Genomic DNA, 16,130 nt, shown 5'->3' on the forward strand with positions numbered 1-16,130 from the left:
GGCTGTCCTGGACCAAGGAGGCTTTCGCGCATGACCCAGACCAGCATCGGCTCCGGACCCAACCGGGGCGGCAACGAGAACCCGGGCACCGACCCCGGCGCCAAGACCTTTGGCGAGAACGCCCCGCCGCGCGAGCCGCCGGCGGGCGCCGACGCGCTCGACCCGGCGGCGCCGGACGTGCCCGCGGGCGTTCCCGGCGCGCCGGCGAAACCAGGCGTGAAGAAGGGCCCCGAGTCCTTCCCCGACGGCCCCAATGTCGAGAACAGCCCCTGGGAGCCGGACGCCGCACGGGGCAACCCGCCACGGCGCTAGTCCCTTCGGACCGGCGGGCCAGGGGCAAAACTTTAGAATGCCGGGCCCGGTCTGCCCAGGCCGTCCCGCCCCCCTCATGAACGCCCCCCTCGACGTCTCCCATTTCGCCCGCGCCGCCAAGCCGATCACCAGCCATCGGCGCTACTGGGCCGCGCGCTTCGGCACGGCGCCCTTCCTGCCGATGAGCCGGGCGGAAATGGACCAGCTCGGCTGGGACAGCTGCGACATCATCATCGTCACGGGCGATGCCTACGTGGACCACCCGAGCTTCGGGATGGCGGTGATCGGGCGCGTGCTGGAAGCCCAGGGATTCCGGGTCGGCATCATTGCCCAGCCCGACTGGCAGAGTGCCGATGCCTTCAAGGCGCTCGGCCGGCCGAACCTGTTCTTTGGCGTCACGGCGGGCAACATGGATTCCATGATCAACCGGTACACCGCCGACCGGAAGATCCGCAGCGACGACGCCTACACGCCCGGTGACGTGGGCGGCAAGCGACCCGACCGGGCCTCGCTCGTGTATTCGCAGCGCTGCCGCGAGGCCTACAACGACGCGCCCATCGTGCTGGGCGGGATCGAAGGGAGCCTGCGGCGCATCGCGCACTACGACTACTGGCAGGACAAGGTGCGGCGCTCGATCCTGGTCGACGCCAAGTGCGACCTGCTCCTGTACGGCAACGCCGAGCGCGCCATCGTGGAGATCGCGCACCGCCTGGCGGCGAAGGAGCCCGTGGCGTCGATCACCGATGTCCGCGGCACCGCGTTCATCCAGCGCGATGCGCGCCCGGACTGGTTCCAGATCGATTCCACCGAAGTCGACCTGCCGGGCCGCGTGGAGGACCACGTCAACCCCTACATGACGACCTCCGAGCAGGCGCAGGCGCAGGGCCAGTCTTGCTCCAAGGAAGAAGCCTCTTCACTCCCTCCCCCCCTGGGGGAGGGCAGGGGTGGGGGCCCGCGCGAGCAGCCCCTCAACTTCATCCCCAACCTCGCCCTGCGCGCCACCGCGAGCCCCCACCCCAACCCTCCCCCAGAGGGGGAGGGGGCGAAGAAGCGCCCGCCGCCGCGCGACCGCACTGTGATCCGCCTGCCCTCGTATGAACAGGTGAAGTCCGACCCGGTGCTCTACGCGCACGCCAACCGCGTGCTGCACCTGGAGACCAACCCCGGCAACGCGCGCGCCCTCGTGCAGGCCCATGGCGACCGCGATGTGTGGATCAACCCGCCGCCCATCCCGCTGACCACCGCCGAGATGGACCATGTCTTCGGCCTGCCGTACGCCCGCAGCCCGCACCCGGCCTATGCCGACGAGCACGGCAGCCACGACGGCGCCACCAAGATTCCGGCCTGGGAGATGATCCGCTTCAGCGTGAACATCATGCGGGGCTGCTTCGGCGGCTGCACCTTCTGCTCCATCACCGAGCACGAGGGCCGCATCATCCAGAGCCGCAGCGAAGACAGCGTCATCCGCGAGATCGAGGAGATCCGCGACAAGATCCCGGCCTTCACCGGCGTCATCTCGGACCTGGGCGGCCCTACGGCGAACATGTACCGCATCGGCTGCAAGTCGCCCGAGATCGAGGCGGCTTGCCGCAAGCCCAGCTGCGTCTATCCGGGCATCTGCCCCAACCTCAACACCGACCATGCTCCGCTGGTGCGCATGTACCGGCGGGCGAGGGCGCTCAAGGGCGTCAAGAAGATCCTGATCGGCTCGGGACTGCGCTACGACCTGGCGGTGCAGTCGCCGGAGTACGTGAAGGAGCTGGTGCAGCACCACGTGGGCGGCTATCTCAAGATCGCGCCCGAGCACACCGAGACCGGGCCACTGTCGAAGATGATGAAGCCCGGCATCGGCAGCTACGAGCGCTTCAAGCAGATGTTCGAGAAGTACTCGGCCGAGGCGGGCAAGAAGCAGTACCTCATTCCGTACTTCATCGCCGCGCACCCGGGCACGAGCGACGAGGACATGATGAACCTGGCGCTGTGGCTCAAGAAGAACGGCTTCCGCGCGGACCAGGTGCAGACCTTCTACCCCAGCCCCATGGCCACCGCCACGGCCATGTACCACTCGGGCCGCAACACCTTGCGCAAGGTGCGGCGCGAAGCCGCGGGCGAGGACGCCGTGGACATCGTGCGCGGCGAGCGGCGCAGGCGCCTGCACAAGGCCTTTCTGCGCTACCACGACCCCAACAACTGGCCGCTGCTGCGCGAGGCGCTCAAGGCCATGGGCCGGGCCGACCTGATCGGCAACGGCAAGCACCACCTGATCCCCACCTTCCAGCCGTCCACGGACGGGGCTTACCAGAGTGCCCGGCGCAAGAACTCGACGCCGGCCGCGGCCCCGAAGGCCGGTGCGAAGCCGCAGCGCGGGCAGGTGCTCACGCAGCACACGGGGCTGCCACCGAGGGTGACGGGGGCGGGGAAGCCTGCGCGCAAGCCTCGCTGAGGCGAAGTCGCGCGCGGCGCGCTACGACGCGTCTGCGTCTGGCGAGGCTTCAAGCCTTTCCTGGATCCTCCGCAGAGCGCTCCTGTCGATCCGATCTTTCTCGCGGTACTCCGTCTTTGTCTTCAGCAGTCCATCGATGTCGAGGGTGCACACGTCAACGCCCTCGACAGTGAGCTTGCGAATATGCTGCTGCAAGGACTCGTACGTCTGCCCGTTGGCCGCGAAGAGAAGGTCGATGAGCAGATCGTCCGCAATTCTGATGTTCTCCGGCTCACCGGGCGGCACTTGGAACCAGTCGGCGCGCAGCTCCTTGCTGGACGCCAGGAAATCCAAGGCCTTGATGACGCGCCGCCCGTTGTCGATCGACGAAGGCAGCAGGATGGCAATGTCCTCGGTCGCCCGAACGAAGCCGTTGAGGCGAACTGCGTGTCCGCCGACCAGCACGTACTGCACTCCTTCAGCCTGGAACCGTTCAAGCACCTTCAGCAGGCCTGCGTGTTCCATGTCAGCCCTTGCGGTTCAAACGGCGCGCCACCTCCACCGCGTGCTGGTCGTCCAGCTCGTTCAAGCGTTGGTGGCTGGCCCGCAGCACGCCCTTGAATGTTCGAGGTGGCCGAGTCGACGCGAGCATGGCGTCCAGGGCGAGTCCGCGGCGCCAGGCGCGCTCAGGGTCGAGCTCGTAGTCGCTGCGTGGCTGCGTTCCGACGTGACGGGTCATGACGCGATGGTAGTGCAGGGGCGGCGAAAGGTTCGAGCCTGAGGCAGCCAGGCGTCCGGCCTTGCCCGCTCCGGAGCAGAGCGCCGCAAAGACGGCGCGAGCCTTCCGTCAAGCTCGGGTCAGACAATCGCTGGCTTTGCCTTGCCGCCGCCCCTGCAGTCGGTAGGCAGTGCCAGTGCGCAGCCGGCGCACGTCGCTCCGGTCATGGCCACGCTGGAGCGCCTCCAGCGCGGCACCCATGCACCTGGATCGGGCCCGGCCAGCCAGCCTACAGCGGCAGCCCCACGTAGTTCTCCGCCAGCGAGGTCGAGAGCGCCTTCGAGTTCACCAGGTAGTCCAGCTCCGCCTCCTGCACCTTCTGGCCGAAGCCCTCGGTGTCCGGGAAGCGGTGCATGAGCGTGGTGAGCCACCAGGAGAAGCGCTCGGCTTTCCAGATGCGCTTGAGGCAGCGTTCCGAGTAGGTGTCGATCCCGTGCGGACTCTTGTCCTTCAGGAACTCGATCAGTGCGGCGCTCAGGTACTTCACGTCGGTGGCCGCCAGGTTCAGCCCCTTGGCGCCCGTGGGCGGCACGATGTGGCCCGCGTCGCCCGCGAGGAACAGGCGGCCGAAGCGCATGGGCTCGGCCACGAAGCTGCGCAGGGGCGCGATGCTTTTCTCGATGCTCGGGCCGGTGACGATGCGCCCCGCCAGCTCCGGGTCCACGCGGCGCTTGAGTTCGTCCCAGAAGCGCTGGTCGCTCCAGTCCTCCACCTGGTCCGACACAGGCACCTGCACGTAGTAGCGCGAGCGGGTCATGCTGCGCATGGAGCACAGCGAAAACCCCCGCTCGCTGTTGCCATAGACGATGGCGTGGGGCGAGACCGGCGGGGTCTCGGACAGCACGCCCAGCCAGCCGAAGGGATAGACCTTCTCGTACTCGGTCACGCGGTCCTTCACGGTGGCGCGGCTGACGCCATGGAACCCGTCGCAGCCGGCGATGAAGTCGCATTCGAGCGTGTGCGTCTGGCCGTCCTTGCGGTACGTGAGGCGGGGCTTGTCGCCGTCGAAATCGTGCAGCGCCACGTCGGCCGCCTCGTACACCGTCGGCAGGCCGGCGGCGGCGCGCGCCTCCATCAGGTCGCGCGTGAGTTCGGTCTGCCCGTAGGCCGTGACCACCTTGCCGCCGGTGAGGCCGTGCACGTCGATGGGATGGCGCGCACCGGAGAACACCAGCTCGATGCTGTGGTGCACGATCCCTTCGCGGTCCAGGCGTTCGCCCACGCCGGCCTCGCGCATCAGGTCCACCGTCACCTGCTCCAGGATGCCGGCGCGGATGCGGCCGAGCACGTAGTCGCCGGTCTGGCGCTCGAGGATGACGTTGTCGATGCCGGCCTTGGCCAGCAGCTGGCCGAGCAGCAGGCCCGAGGGGCCGGCGCCGATGATCGCGACCTGGGTTCGCATGGGGTACTCCTGGGATGTCTCCTGAAGTGCCGCAGCTTAGGCCGGCGCGCTCGCCGCGGCTACAGGGCCCGGAAGCGGCTGTGCGATGATCGCGCGGACTGCGCGGTGATCGCGCAATTCAGGAACCGCCCCTGACCTAGGAGCCGCCATGGAGATCGACAAGGCCGACCTCATCGAAGGCATGGCCCGTGGCCTGGCCGTGCTGGAGAGCTTCGATACCGAGCGCCAGCGCCTGAACGCCACGCTGGCGGCGCAGCGTGCCGGCATCACCCGGGCCGCCGCGCGGCGCCACCTGCTGACGCTGGCCCACCTCGGCTACCTGGAGACCGACGGCAGCCACTACTGGCTCTCGGCCAAGGTGCTGCGCTTTTCCGGCAGCTACTTCGCCTCGGCGCGGCTGCCGCGCGCCTTGCAGCCGACGCTGAACCGCCTGGCGTCGCTCACGCCCGATTCCTTCTCGGCCGCCGTGCTGGACGGCGACGAGGTGGTGATCGTCGCCCGCAGCGGCCCCTCGCGCGTCACGGCCTACGGCGTGCACCTGGGGGCTCGCCTGCCGGCGCACGCCACCTCCACCGGCCGCGTGCTGCTCGCCTCGCTCGCGCGCGCCGAGCTGAACGCCTGGCTCAAGGGCCGCGACCTCGCGCGCCTGACCCTGCGCACCACCGTCGAGCCCAAGGCCTTCCGCGCGTTGCTGGAGCAGGTGCGCCGGCAGGACTGGTGCTTCGCGAGTGAAGAGCACGAGCTGGGCGTTCATGCCCTGGCCGTGCCGCTGCGCGACATGCGCGGTCGCACGGTGGCCGCGCTCAACGTGGTGGCCGGCAGCCACCGCGCCGACAAGGCGGCGCTTGCGCGCGAGATGCTGCCGGTCCTGCTGGACGCGGCGCGGGAGTTGCGGCCCTTGCTCTGACGCTTCACGCCGCCTTGAGCGCGCCGATCACCGCCAGGTGCAGCGGGTACAGCACATAGAACGCGAGCTGCGCGCGCGGCATGCGCAGAGGCAGCTGCCGCAGCGCCCAGGCGATGGGGATGCAGGCCAGCGTGCCCAGGAAGGCCGGCACGCCGCCGAATACCGCGTTGAACCAGGCCGTCACCCCGAGCAGCAGCAGGGCCAGCAGCCCGGCTTCGGCCCGGCCGGCGCCGGCCCACATGAAGACCGCCGGGATCAGCAGCACGCCCGCGATGCCGAACTCCACGAAGTGCCCCGCCGCCGTGGCCGCGAGCGTGACACCGACGCGCAGGGCGAGTGCGCCCCTTGACGCCAAGGCCCAGCACAGCGCGGACCCCAGCGCCAGGGTGCCCAGCACGTTCACCAGCTCCGGCGATCCCCGCGCCCACACGGAGGGTGCGATGGCGATCACGCACCACAGGCCCAGCCGCCGCGCGGTGCGCGCCGCCCGCGCGGCCCGGTCGCCGCCGCGCGCGAGGTTGAGCGCCAGGATGATGGCGAAGAGCGGGAAGGCGACGCGGCTGGCGGCGAACACCCAGCTGTGCGTGGAATACCCCAGCAGGAGCCGGCCGATGTGGTCCAGGAACATGAAGCCGACCGCGATCCACTTGAGCGCTTCGAGCTGGCCGTCGCTGAAGCCCCATGGAGGTGGCGAAGGGGAGGGGGTGACGAGGGCCACGGAAGCTTTCGGCAGGGGATATGCAAACAACAAGATGTTCGTTGGGTTTTCATAACCGTCTTGCCAGAATTCGCCTTGTTCTTATTCCGGCAACAAGGCTTCTGATCCCATGACCCCCCGCATCAAGACCCTCCTGGCCGGCCTGGTCCTCGCCACCAGCGGCATCGCCTCCGCGCAGCAGCAGAACCTGCTGAACGCGTCCTACGACGTGGCGCGCGAGTTCTACAAGGACATCAACGCCGCCTTCGTGCCGCACTACAAGAAGGCCACGGGCAAGGACGTGAAGATCGACCAGGCCCACGGCGGCTCCTCGGCCCAGGCCCGCGCGGTCGCCGACGGCCTGGACGCCGACGTGGTCACCATGAACACCACGACGGACATCGAGTTCCTGGCCGACAAGGGCGTGGTCGCCAAGGACTGGGCGCAGCGCTTCCCGCACAACGCCGCGCCGACGGTCTCCACCATGCTGTTCCTCACCCGCGAGGGCAATCCCAAGGGCATCAAGGATTGGGACGACCTGGTCAAGCCGGGTGTGCAGGTGGTGGTGGTGAACCCCAAGACCGGCGGCAACGGCCGCTACGCCTACCTGGCCGCCTGGGGCTATGCCAAGAAGAAGGGCATGAGTGACGCCGAGGCGGCCGAGTTCGTGGGCAAGCTGTACAAGAACGTGCCGGTGCTCGCACGTGGCGGCCGCGATGCCACCACCGCCTTCCTGCAGCGCAACATCGGCGACGTGCTGGTGACCTTCGAGTCCGAGGTGGAATCGGTCAACCGCGAGTTCGGCGCCAAGCGCGTGGACGTGGTGTACCCGTCCATCAGCATCCTGGCCGAGAACCCGGTCGCCATCGTCGAGCGCACGGTGGAGAAGAAGGGCACGCGCGAACTGGCCAAGGCCTACCTGGACTTCCTCTACACCGAGCAGGGACAGGACATCGCCGCCAAGCACAACATCCGCCCGCGCGATCCGGCCGTCCTCAAGCGCCATCCGGACCGCTTCAAGCCGATCCAGCTGTTCACCGTGCAGGAGATGTTCGGCTCGCTCTCGCAGGCGCAGAAGGTCCACTTCAACGACGGCGGGCAGTTCGACAAGATCTACACGGTGCGCTGAATGAGTGCCGGTGCCTCCGCCGTCGCCTCGCCCCTGCCGGCGGCGGCAGCCCTGTCCCGCTCGCGCGCGGGGAGCCGTCGCAAGGTGCTGCCCGGGTTCAACATCACCCTGGGCTACACGCTGCTGTACCTCGGGCTCATCGTGCTCCTGCCCCTGGCCGCCCTGCTGCTGAAAAGCTTCACCCTGACCTGGGAGCAGTTCGTGGCCGCGGTCAGCTCGCCGCGCGTGCTGGCCGCCTACCGCCTCACCTTCGGTGCCTCGCTGATCGCGGCGCTGGTGAACGTGGTGTTCGGCCTGCTGGTGGCCTGGGTGCTGGTGCGCTATCGCTTTCCCGGCAAACGCCTGGTCGATGCCCTGGTGGACCTGCCTTTCGCACTGCCGACGGCCGTGGCCGGGATCGCGCTCACCGCGCTGCTGGCGGGCAACGGCTGGCTCGGGCAGTTCCTGGAACCCGCGGGCATCCAGCTCGCGTTCAACCCCAACGGCGTGGTCATCGCGCTCATCTTCATCGGCCTGCCCTTCGTGGTGCGCACGGTGCAACCGGTGCTGGAAGACATGGAGCGCGAGCTGGAGGAGGCAGCCATGTCGCTGGGCGCCACCCGCTGGCAGACCTTCGCGCGCGTGATCCTCCCCGCCATCCTGCCGGCCCTCATGACCGGCTTCGCGATGGCCTTCGCCCGCGCCATCGGCGAGTACGGCTCGGTCATCTTCATTGCGGGCAACGTGCCCATGGTCTCGGAAATCGTGCCCCTCATCATCATCGGCAAGCTGGAGCAGTACGACGTGGCCGGTGCCACCGCCGTGGCGGTGGTGATGCTGCTGGCGTCCTTCCTCATGCTGCTGGTCATCAACTCACTGCAGGCCTGGCAGCGCCGGCGCTCGGGGGCGGCATGAGCACCCTCGCATCGACACGCGGCCCGGCGACCCGTGAAGCGCCCTGGGTACGCTGGACCCTGACCGGGATCGCACTGGCCTTCCTGCTGCTGTTCCTGGTCCTGCCGCTCGCGGCCGTCTTCGCCGAGGCCCTGCGCCAGGGATTCGCGCCCTACCTCGCCGGCCTGATGGAGCCCGACGCCTGGGCCGCCATCCGCCTGACGCTCCTGACCGCCGCCATCGCCGTGCCGCTGAACCTGGTGTTCGGCGTCTGCGCGGCCTGGTGCATCGCCAAGTACGAGTTTCGCGGCAAGGCCTTCCTCACCACGCTGGTGGACCTGCCGTTCTCGGTCTCGCCCGTCGTCGCCGGCCTGATGTACGTGCTGGTCTTCGGCGCGCAGGGCTGGTTCGGACCCTGGCTCGACGCGCACGGCATCAAGATCGTCTTCGCGGTGCCGGGCATCGTGCTGGCGACGATCTTCGTCACCTTCCCCTTCATCGCCCGCGAGCTGATCCCCCTCATGCAGGCGCAGGGCAACGAGGAGGAGCAGGCCGCCATCGTGCTCGGCGCAAGCGGCTGGCAGACCTTCTGGCATGTGACCCTGCCCAACATCAAGTGGGGCCTCATCTACGGCGTGATCCTGTGCAACGCGCGGGCCATGGGCGAGTTCGGGGCGGTCTCGGTCGTCTCCGGCCACATCCGCGGGCAGACCAACACCATGCCGCTGCACGTGGAGATCCTCTACAACGAATACCAGTCCGTCGCGGCCTTCGCGGTGGCTTCGCTGCTGGCGCTGCTGGCTCTGGTCACGCTGGTGATCAAGACGGTGGCCGAGTGGAAGCACGAGCGGGCGGAGAAGGCGGCGGCTCAGCTGCCGCCGGAGGCGCCGGTCGGGGCAGTCGCATGAGCGAAGGCATCGACCCGGGCAGTGCCCTTCGACAGGCCTGTCCTGAGCGAAGTCGAAGGGCTCAGGGCGAACGGAGTTATAGGGCGAACCGTAGCCTGGGCGTTCGATGAAGCCCGTTCGGGCTGAGCCTGTCGAAGCCCATTGGCCCACCAGGTCCCCACAACACAAGGCATTCCCATGAGCATCGAAATCCGCAACATCAGCAAACGCTTCGGCGACTTCCACGCCCTGCGTGACTTGTCCCTGCATGTCGACTCCGGTGAGCTGGTCGCACTGCTGGGTCCCTCCGGTTGCGGCAAGACCACCCTGCTGCGCATCATCGCGGGCCTGGAGACGCCCGATGCCGGCAGCATCCACTTCAGCGGCGAGGACACCACCGACGTGCATGTGCGCGAGCGCGGCGTGGGCTTCGTGTTCCAGCACTACGCGCTGTTCCGGCACATGACGGTGTTCGAGAACGTGGCCTTCGGCCTGCGCGTCAAGCCGCGCCGCGAGCGCCCGGGCGAGGCGCAGATCAAGGCGAAGGTGCACGAGCTGCTGAAGCTGGTGCAGCTCGACTGGCTGGCTGACCGCTTCCCCGCGCAGCTCTCCGGCGGCCAGCGCCAGCGCATCGCGCTCGCCCGGGCGTTGGCGGTGGAGCCGCGGGTGCTGCTGCTCGACGAGCCCTTCGGCGCGCTGGACGCCAAGGTGCGCAAGGAGCTGCGGCGCTGGCTGCGCCGCCTGCACGACGAGCTCCACGTCACCAGCATCTTCGTCACGCACGACCAGGAGGAAGCGCTGGAAGTGGCCGACCGCGTGGTGCTGATGAACGGCGGCGTGATCGAGCAGGTCGGCTCGCCGCAGGAGGTCTGGGACCACCCGGCCAGCCCCTTCGTGTACGGATTCCTCGGCGACGTGAACCTGTTCCACGGCCGGGCGCACGAAGGCGAAGTGCGGGTGCAGGGTCTGCGCCTGGCTTCGCCCGAGCATGCGCACGTGCAGGACACCCCCGCGCGCGCCTATGTGCGTCCGCACGAGCTGGACGTGCGGCGCTGGTCGGCCGGGCAGTCGAGTGCGGACGGCATCCTGGCGCAGCTCGAACGTGCCATCGTCGTGGGGCCCGTCGCGCGCCTGGAACTTGTTCCCCTCGGCGAGGCTCAGCCACAGGACGGGCAGGACCCGCTGATCGAGGCGCAGATTCCTGCGCAACAATTCAGGGAGTCCGGTTTCGAGGAGGGCGAGACGCTGGTGGTCACACCGCGTCGGGCCCGTGTGTTCGTGGAGGGTGCGGCCTGAGGGGGCGCCAGCGCCCATTTCAGGAGTGTGCTTTCCCATGGTTTCAACGATCGAGGCGCAGGCGCGCCGGGTCCTGGCGCTGGTGTGCGCGGTCGCCATCGCCCTTCTGGCCTTCGGCCTGTACCTCCAGCATGTCGTGGGCCTGGAGCCGTGCCCCATGTGCATCGTGCAGCGCTATGCGCTGGTGCTGGTGGCCCTGGCTGCCGGGCTCGGGGCGCTCTCCGCCCGCCGCGGCGCGCACCGCGGCGCCAGCGCCGCCGGCCTGCTGTTCGCGGGCTTCGGCGCGTTCACGGCGGCGCGGCAAAGCTGGCTGCAGTGGTATCCGCCCGAGGTCTCGTCCTGCGGGCGCGACTTCTACGGGATGATCGAGACCTTCCCGTTGCAGCGCGCCATCCCGATGATCTTCCGGGGCAGCGGCGACTGCACGGCCATCGACTGGACCTTCCTCGGCGGCTCCATCGCCAACTGGTCCTTCCTGTGGTTCATTGCGTTCGCGCTGGTTTTTCTGGTGCTGCTGCTCCGGCCGGCGCGCGCTTCGCGCTGAGCGCGACCTCGGCTCTGGCAATGGCCTCCAGCAGATCGGCGGTCGCGTCCGGTCGCAGGCGGTCGGCAGCACGGACCTGATCGCGGGCGATGCCGAGGGCCTCCAGCCGCGCGTCCTTGCCGGCCTGGGCTTCGGTGCGATCCATCGCGCCCAGCGCGTCGTAGCTTGCGTACAGTTCCTCGATCTGCCCGGACGCGCGCTGCGCGCTCGCGGGACCGGGGCCCTCGCGTGACTTCCCCTCGCGACCGTCCGGCGCCATCAGCCCACGCAGCATCAGCGCATGAACGGCACGGAAGCCCGCACGCGAGCGCATGACCTGCGGAAACGAGAGCGCCAGGCTTCGCAGCAGCGGGTCCTTCAGGGCTGCATCGCTTTCCGGAAACTCCAGCCTGAGCAGCTGGGCTAGTTCGCCGGTACATGGCTGCTGCGGATCGTTGCAGGCCGGGGGCAGCAGGAGCACCTCTCGCAGGGACTGCAGGGTGGCAGCCTCCCTGCGCAGGCTGTCCGGCACCTTGTGCAGCCCGGTCCAGAAGGAGGTGCCCAGGCGCACGCCCTGTCCGATGGTCTGCGCATGCGTGCCGCTCGCGGGCACGTGCAGCGGCAGCTCGCCCAGGTGGTCCCAGACCCGGTGGCTGAAGGCGGCGAACAGGGCGACGCGGCTGCCTTCCGGAAATTTGTCGAGTGCCAGTTCGATGCAGGTGCGGGCCATTTGCATCCGGTCCTCGTAGTCCACGTCGCTGGCGCTTGGATAGAGGAACGAATCGACGACCGCGACAGCGCATGCGCCCCGCCGGTCCTCCGCAAGACCTGCCGCCCATTCGATCGCCACGGGGATCAGAGCCTTGCGTCCTTCCAGCACCGGCACGAGCCCGGCGCGAAGCTGCGCGACGGTGAGCCCGTCGGCGACCTTCAGGAAGGCTGCGAGAAGGGCGCGCCCCTCGGCGCGCTCGGCCAGCGCGCCCAGGCACAGCGCCACTGTCTGCGGCGGGTGGCCGCCGATCGCGCCCACGACCTCATCGCGCAGCGCGTCCAGGCTGTCGTCCGGAACCATCCGCAGCCAGTTGCCGAAGTCGCGATCCAGTGCCCGGCGCTCGTCCGCGCGGGGATAGCGGATACGGTGCGGCGCGTCGCTGTCGGCCAGCAGGTGGGCAAGCACGGTCAGGGACGCGTCCGCGCCTGACGCGGGGCATGCGCTCAGCACCTGCGAGAAGTGGTCCAGTGTCGCCGCGTCGGCGAGCCGCAGGGCGCGACCGATCCAGCCGGTGCGGTCGCCGACGACGGCATCGATCAGCAAGGTGCTTTCGAAGCCCGCCCACGTGCTCTCGCGCAACGATGCCAGCGCGGCGAGCACCGTGCGCATGCATCGATCGTCGGTCTCGGCAGCAAGGCGCCTGCCTGTCATGCTGTTGCTCAGGGACTCGACGATCCACCCACAGCCTGCCCGCGTCTGGGCATACCAGGCGCAGTACGCGTACAAGTCCCGCAGCAAAGCGGGGTCTGGCGCCATCGCCATTTCGTCGGCCCAGGTCGTCAAGGCCTCCTGGCGCTCGGCGCTTCCGAGCAGCAGGATCTCCAGCCGGATCGGTGCGCACAGCTCGACGGTCAGGGCGTCCGCTTGCCGCAGGGCGTGCACCAGGGCGCGAATGGCCTCTTCCGGCACCACCGGCGCGGTCGCACGCAGGAAGTCGGCGATGGCGATCACCCGGCTGGCGGATTCGCGGACCACGAGCGCGGCCGCACCTGCGAGCAGCGGCATACCTTCGCGGCCTTCCATCGTCTGCGTCGTGCGGGCCAGCGCAGCTCGCAGCTGCTCGCGCGTGGTCTCGACCAGGGAAGGTGAGGAGAGGAGCACGGCGATCTCGTCCAACACGGAGGCGCCGGCGGACGCGGACTCGCGAGGCGGGCCGGCGGGCACCGAGACCGCGCGCTCTCGAAGTATCCTGCCCGCAAGGTGCCGTTCGGCGGCGCGTGTCTTCGCGTCTTCCCGGCGGTGGGAGTCAGTGCGGGCTTGGGGAGAGGAGTGGGATGAGCGCGGCCTGAACGCCGCAGTCAACTTGTTCAACATGCGAGAGCGTGAGTCCTAAAGTATTCGGATCGCCAATCATAGGCGCCCCGGGCACGCGCCCGCCTCCGGTCGTCACAGCCCCGAGGGATACGTCTCCGGCGGCTCCATCCCGCTCCACCCACCGGCTTCGTCCAGCGGGTCCACCGCACGCGTGCGGTCCAGGTGGGCCATCACGTCGAACTGCTGCGGCAGGCGGGTCTCGAAGTAATGGCTGATGCGCTCGGTCTGCGGCATGTAGATCACGCCGATGGCGCGTTGCAGGCGGGGCGCGGCCAGCAGTGCCTGCAGCTCGGGGTTCTCGCGCAGGGGCAGCCAGAAGTTCGGCTCGGCCGTCTCGTGGAACAGCTCCTCGCAGCTTCCGGGCAGGCCTTCGCGCACGCGCTTGCGTTCCACCGGCGCGTCCCAGGCCGAGGCCGCCGCCACCGTGCCGGTGTAGGTGGAAAAGCCCACCAGCATGGCCTGCTGGCCCCAGCGCTCGCGCGCGAGCTGGCCCACGTTCCATTCGCCGCGCTCGCCCATCTCGGTGGCGCTGGCGTCGCCCAGGTGCGAGTTGTGCGCCCACACCACCATCCTGGGCGGCGGGCCATCGTCCTTCAGGTGGGCGTCGAGCGCCTCCAGGGTCTCCATCATGTGCTGGTCGCGCAGGTTCCAGGACGAGACCTTGCGGTGGAACATGCTGCGGTAGTACTCCTCGGCATTGCGCACGAGGCGCGCATTCTGCTGCGCGAAGAAGGCCTCGTCGCGCTCCATGCCGGGCCGGGTGCCGAAGCTCGCGGCGCGCCGGTTCATCTCGCGCAGCTGCTGCACCACCTCGTCCTCGCAGTGCGGCTTCAGGCCGAAGCTGGCCGCGTAGCCGTAGGCCTGGCTGTCCTCGCCATAGTGGTCGAAGCAGGCGTAGCGTGCACGGGCCCTGCGCGCGGCCTCCGGGTCGGTGCGATCCAGGTAGTCCAGCACCTTCTGGATGGAGGCGAAGAGGCTGTACATGTCCATGCCGTAGAAGCCCGCCTGCCGCCGGCGCGGCAGCTTCGCGTTGTGCGCGCGCAGCCACTCGACGAAGTCGCGCACCGCGGTGTTGCGCCACATCCAGGTGGGAAAGCGCTCGAAGCCCGCCAGGGCCCGCTCGGCGCTGGCGTCCTCGCCCAGGGAGCGCACGTAGCGGTTCACGCGCCAGGCGTCGGGCCAGTCGGCTTCGGCCACGACGGCGGTGAAGCCGTGCTCGGCGACGAGGCGCTGGGTCAGGCGTGCCCGAAGCTCGTAGAACTCGTGCGTGCCATGGCTGGCTTCTCCCAGCAGGACGATGCGGCCCTGGGCGACGAAGGCAAGCAGCTCGTCGTCGGGCGTGGTGCCATGCAGGGGGCGCAGGTGGGCGGCGAGGGTGTGCAGCAGGCGGGCGTCGCCGCGCTCCTTGAGGGTGGAAGCCATGGCGGCACGCCTCAGGACTCGAGCGCTTCGGCGCTGCGCGCGCGCGCCAGCAGGGCCAGCACCTCGTCGTCGGTGCATTGCGGGAAATCGCGGTACCAGACGCCCACGGCGCCGAACGGTTCGGGCTCCGCGCCGAAGACCAGCAGGTCCACCAGGGGCCGCAGGCGCGCGGCGGCCGAGGCCGAGCCCACGGGCGCGGCCACGACCACCTGGCCGCGGCCGGCCTGCAACTTGCGTACCGCGCGCACGGCCGCCTCCAGCGTGGCGCCGGTGGCCACGCCGTCGTCGACCAGCAGCACGGTGCGTCCGTGCAGGTCCAGGGGCGGCATGTCCGGGCGATAGACCTGCTCGCGCCGGCGCAGCTCCTCGTGCTCGCGTTCGATCACGCGCTCCACGTCCACAGGCCGCGCCAGGCGCGCGGGCACGGGGTCCAGCACCTGGATTCCACCCGAGGCGATGGCGCCGATGGCGAACTCCGGGTGACTCGGCAGCCCGATCTTGCGCACGACGAACACGTCCATGGGTGCATGGAGCGCGCGGGCGATCTCCCAGGCCACCGGCACGCCCCCGCGGGGCAGGCCGAGCACGATCAGGTCACTCGTACCGCGCAGCACGTCGAGTTCGGCGGCGAGCAGTTCGCCGGCCTGGCGCCGGTCACGCAGGGGAAGTCGGTCCTGCAGGCTCATGAAGCACCTCCCAAGATCCTCAGGCGGCCGTCTCGAGCGGCGTGAGATGGAACTCGAACCAGGCGGCCGCCATCTCGCCGGCGTGATCGAGCACCCCGGCTTCCTCCAGCAGCGGACCGCCGCCGGGGATGACGGCCTGGCTGCGCTCACCGCGCAGGTGCTGGTAGGCGGCGTCGCTGCGCGCCAGGGTGTCACCGCTGCGGCTGCCGGACAGGAGCAGGGTGGGCGCCCTCACGGCGGCCAGCACCGCCGGACCGGCCAGGTCGGGCCGACCGCCTACCGACACCACGGCCCGCACCGCGCCGCCCAGGCGCGCCGCCGCAATGAGTGCCACCGGACTTCCGGCGGCCACGCCGCACAGGCCCAGCGCCGCGTCGCGCAGGGCGGGCTGCTGCTCGATCCACTGGGCCACCTCCAGCACGCGCTGCGTGAGCAGCGGCATGTCGATGCCCGGTTTACCCGAGAGGGCGTGCGCCTGCTGCTCCTGCGGCGTCAGCAGGTCGATCGCCAGCGAAGCGATACCGCCCAGGTGCAGCTTGCGCGCGACGGTCCGGTCATCGACGCAGTGGCGTCCCTGGCCCCGGCCGTTCACGAACAGGACCAGCGCCCCGAAGCCCTCCGGCAGGAACAGCTCGCCCTGCAGCGTGCCCGCTTCGCTGGGAATGCGCACTTCGCGCGTGGGTACCGTCGCTTGCATGGCCACCTCTCGT

At 69.7% G+C, this 16,130-nt stretch carries 16 protein-coding genes; 8 read left to right on the forward strand and 8 right to left on the reverse strand.

Features of this window, described 5'->3' with window-relative positions; all coding sequences use genetic code 11:
* Positions 1–30 precede the first annotated feature (30 nt).
* Positions 31–312 (forward strand): hypothetical protein, encoded by a 282-nt coding sequence (locus EZ242_RS03735; RefSeq protein ID WP_135283751.1) that lies wholly within the window; start codon positions 31–33, stop codon positions 310–312.
* A 76-nt stretch (positions 313–388) separates the two neighbouring features.
* Entirely contained in the window at positions 389–2,755 is a 2,367-nt protein-coding gene (locus EZ242_RS03740; protein ID WP_135283752.1) for a YgiQ family radical SAM protein, read from the forward strand.
* A 21-nt stretch (positions 2,756–2,776) separates the two neighbouring features.
* On the opposite strand, the gene EZ242_RS03745 is transcribed toward EZ242_RS03740, so the two are convergent.
* The 3 genes from EZ242_RS03745 to pobA all read right to left on the reverse strand — a co-directional run bounded on the left by EZ242_RS03745 (position 2,777) and on the right by pobA (position 4,914).
* Positions 2,777–3,259 carry a hypothetical protein gene (locus EZ242_RS03745; protein ID WP_135283753.1) on the reverse strand — a complete coding sequence of 161 codons (483 nt, stop codon included), beginning with the start codon at positions 3,257–3,259 and terminating at the stop codon, positions 2,777–2,779.
* Between the two features lies 1 nt (position 3,260).
* Positions 3,261–3,473 (reverse strand): hypothetical protein, encoded by a 213-nt coding sequence (locus EZ242_RS03750; protein WP_135283754.1) that lies wholly within the window; start codon positions 3,471–3,473, stop codon positions 3,261–3,263.
* Between the two features lie 268 nt (positions 3,474–3,741).
* The gene (pobA, locus tag EZ242_RS03755; RefSeq protein WP_135283755.1) at positions 3,742–4,914 is read right to left on the reverse strand and encodes a 4-hydroxybenzoate 3-monooxygenase; all 1,173 of its coding nucleotides are present in this window, start codon (positions 4,912–4,914) and stop codon (positions 3,742–3,744) included.
* A 148-nt stretch (positions 4,915–5,062) separates the two neighbouring features.
* On the opposite strand from pobA, the gene EZ242_RS03760 reads away from it, so the two are divergent.
* Entirely contained in the window at positions 5,063–5,821 is a 759-nt protein-coding gene (locus tag EZ242_RS03760; protein WP_135283756.1) for an IclR family transcriptional regulator domain-containing protein, read from the forward strand.
* Positions 5,822–5,825: 4 nt separating this feature from the next.
* On the opposite strand, the gene EZ242_RS03765 is transcribed toward EZ242_RS03760, so the two are convergent.
* Positions 5,826–6,539, reverse strand: a complete 714-nt coding sequence (locus EZ242_RS03765) for a TraX family protein (protein ID WP_135283757.1) — start codon at positions 6,537–6,539, stop codon at positions 5,826–5,828.
* Between the two features lie 109 nt (positions 6,540–6,648).
* Here EZ242_RS03765 and EZ242_RS03770 point away from each other — a divergent pair, with 109 nt between their 5' ends.
* From EZ242_RS03770 to EZ242_RS03790, 5 genes are all read left to right on the forward strand, one after another.
* The gene (locus tag EZ242_RS03770) at positions 6,649–7,647 is read left to right on the forward strand and encodes a sulfate ABC transporter substrate-binding protein (protein WP_135283758.1); all 999 of its coding nucleotides are present in this window, start codon (positions 6,649–6,651) and stop codon (positions 7,645–7,647) included.
* Positions 7,648–8,541 carry a sulfate ABC transporter permease subunit CysT gene (cysT, locus tag EZ242_RS03775; protein ID WP_135283759.1) on the forward strand — a complete coding sequence of 298 codons (894 nt, stop codon included), beginning with the start codon at positions 7,648–7,650 and terminating at the stop codon, positions 8,539–8,541. It abuts the gene before it with no gap.
* Entirely contained in the window at positions 8,538–9,428 is an 891-nt protein-coding gene (cysW, locus tag EZ242_RS03780; protein WP_135283760.1) for a sulfate ABC transporter permease subunit CysW, read from the forward strand. Before cysT ends, cysW begins: the two co-directional genes overlap by 4 nt.
* A 177-nt stretch (positions 9,429–9,605) precedes the next feature.
* Positions 9,606–10,703: a sulfate/molybdate ABC transporter ATP-binding protein gene (locus tag EZ242_RS03785; protein ID WP_135283761.1), complete on the forward strand. Its 1,098-nt coding sequence runs from the start codon at positions 9,606–9,608 to the stop codon at positions 10,701–10,703.
* 37 nt (positions 10,704–10,740) lie between these two features.
* Positions 10,741–11,247, forward strand: a complete 507-nt coding sequence (locus EZ242_RS03790; RefSeq protein ID WP_135283762.1) for a disulfide bond formation protein B — start codon at positions 10,741–10,743, stop codon at positions 11,245–11,247.
* On the opposite strand, the gene EZ242_RS03795 is transcribed toward EZ242_RS03790, so the two are convergent.
* The 4 genes from EZ242_RS03795 to EZ242_RS03810 form a co-directional block, all read right to left on the reverse strand.
* The gene (locus EZ242_RS03795) at positions 11,186–13,114 is read right to left on the reverse strand and encodes a hypothetical protein (RefSeq protein ID WP_135283763.1); all 1,929 of its coding nucleotides are present in this window, start codon (positions 13,112–13,114) and stop codon (positions 11,186–11,188) included. The genes EZ242_RS03790 and EZ242_RS03795 overlap by 62 nt on opposite strands.
* A 270-nt stretch (positions 13,115–13,384) precedes the next feature.
* Positions 13,385–14,734: an erythromycin esterase family protein gene (locus EZ242_RS03800; RefSeq protein WP_135283764.1), complete on the reverse strand. Its 1,350-nt coding sequence runs from the start codon at positions 14,732–14,734 to the stop codon at positions 13,385–13,387.
* 11 nt (positions 14,735–14,745) lie between these two features.
* Entirely contained in the window at positions 14,746–15,420 is a 675-nt protein-coding gene (locus tag EZ242_RS03805; protein WP_135283765.1) for a phosphoribosyltransferase, read from the reverse strand.
* 19 nt (positions 15,421–15,439) lie between these two features.
* Positions 15,440–16,117 (reverse strand): dienelactone hydrolase family protein, encoded by a 678-nt coding sequence (locus EZ242_RS03810; protein ID WP_135283766.1) that lies wholly within the window; start codon positions 16,115–16,117, stop codon positions 15,440–15,442.
* Between the last annotated feature and the right edge of the window lie 13 nt (positions 16,118–16,130).

Source organism: Ramlibacter rhizophilus (assembly GCF_004681965.1).
In the GTDB taxonomy this organism is placed as follows: domain Bacteria; phylum Pseudomonadota; class Gammaproteobacteria; order Burkholderiales; family Burkholderiaceae_C; genus Ramlibacter; species Ramlibacter rhizophilus.

Bases quoted from the DNA above. Each gene is read 5' to 3' on its own strand.
- EZ242_RS03735 (WP_135283751.1), top strand. From the start codon at position 31: ATGACCCAGACCAGCATCGGCTCCGGACCCAACCGGGGCGGCAACGAG.
- EZ242_RS03740 (WP_135283752.1), top strand. From the start codon at position 389: ATGAACGCCCCCCTCGACGTCTCCCATTTCGCCCGCGCCGCCAAGCCG.
- EZ242_RS03745 (WP_135283753.1), bottom strand. From the start codon at position 3,259: ATGGAACACGCAGGCCTGCTGAAGGTGCTTGAACGGTTCCAGGCTGAA.
- EZ242_RS03750 (WP_135283754.1), bottom strand. From the start codon at position 3,473: ATGACCCGTCACGTCGGAACGCAGCCACGCAGCGACTACGAGCTCGAC.
- pobA (WP_135283755.1), bottom strand. From the start codon at position 4,914: ATGCGAACCCAGGTCGCGATCATCGGCGCCGGCCCCTCGGGCCTGCTG.
- EZ242_RS03760 (WP_135283756.1), top strand. From the start codon at position 5,063: ATGGAGATCGACAAGGCCGACCTCATCGAAGGCATGGCCCGTGGCCTG.
- EZ242_RS03770 (WP_135283758.1), top strand. From the start codon at position 6,649: ATGACCCCCCGCATCAAGACCCTCCTGGCCGGCCTGGTCCTCGCCACC.
- cysT (WP_135283759.1), top strand. From the start codon at position 7,648: ATGAGTGCCGGTGCCTCCGCCGTCGCCTCGCCCCTGCCGGCGGCGGCA.
- cysW (WP_135283760.1), top strand. From the start codon at position 8,538: ATGAGCACCCTCGCATCGACACGCGGCCCGGCGACCCGTGAAGCGCCC.
- EZ242_RS03785 (WP_135283761.1), top strand. From the start codon at position 9,606: ATGAGCATCGAAATCCGCAACATCAGCAAACGCTTCGGCGACTTCCAC.
- EZ242_RS03790 (WP_135283762.1), top strand. From the start codon at position 10,741: ATGGTTTCAACGATCGAGGCGCAGGCGCGCCGGGTCCTGGCGCTGGTG.
- EZ242_RS03800 (WP_135283764.1), bottom strand. From the start codon at position 14,734: ATGGCTTCCACCCTCAAGGAGCGCGGCGACGCCCGCCTGCTGCACACC.
- EZ242_RS03805 (WP_135283765.1), bottom strand. From the start codon at position 15,420: ATGAGCCTGCAGGACCGACTTCCCCTGCGTGACCGGCGCCAGGCCGGC.
- EZ242_RS03810 (WP_135283766.1), bottom strand. From the start codon at position 16,117: ATGCAAGCGACGGTACCCACGCGCGAAGTGCGCATTCCCAGCGAAGCG.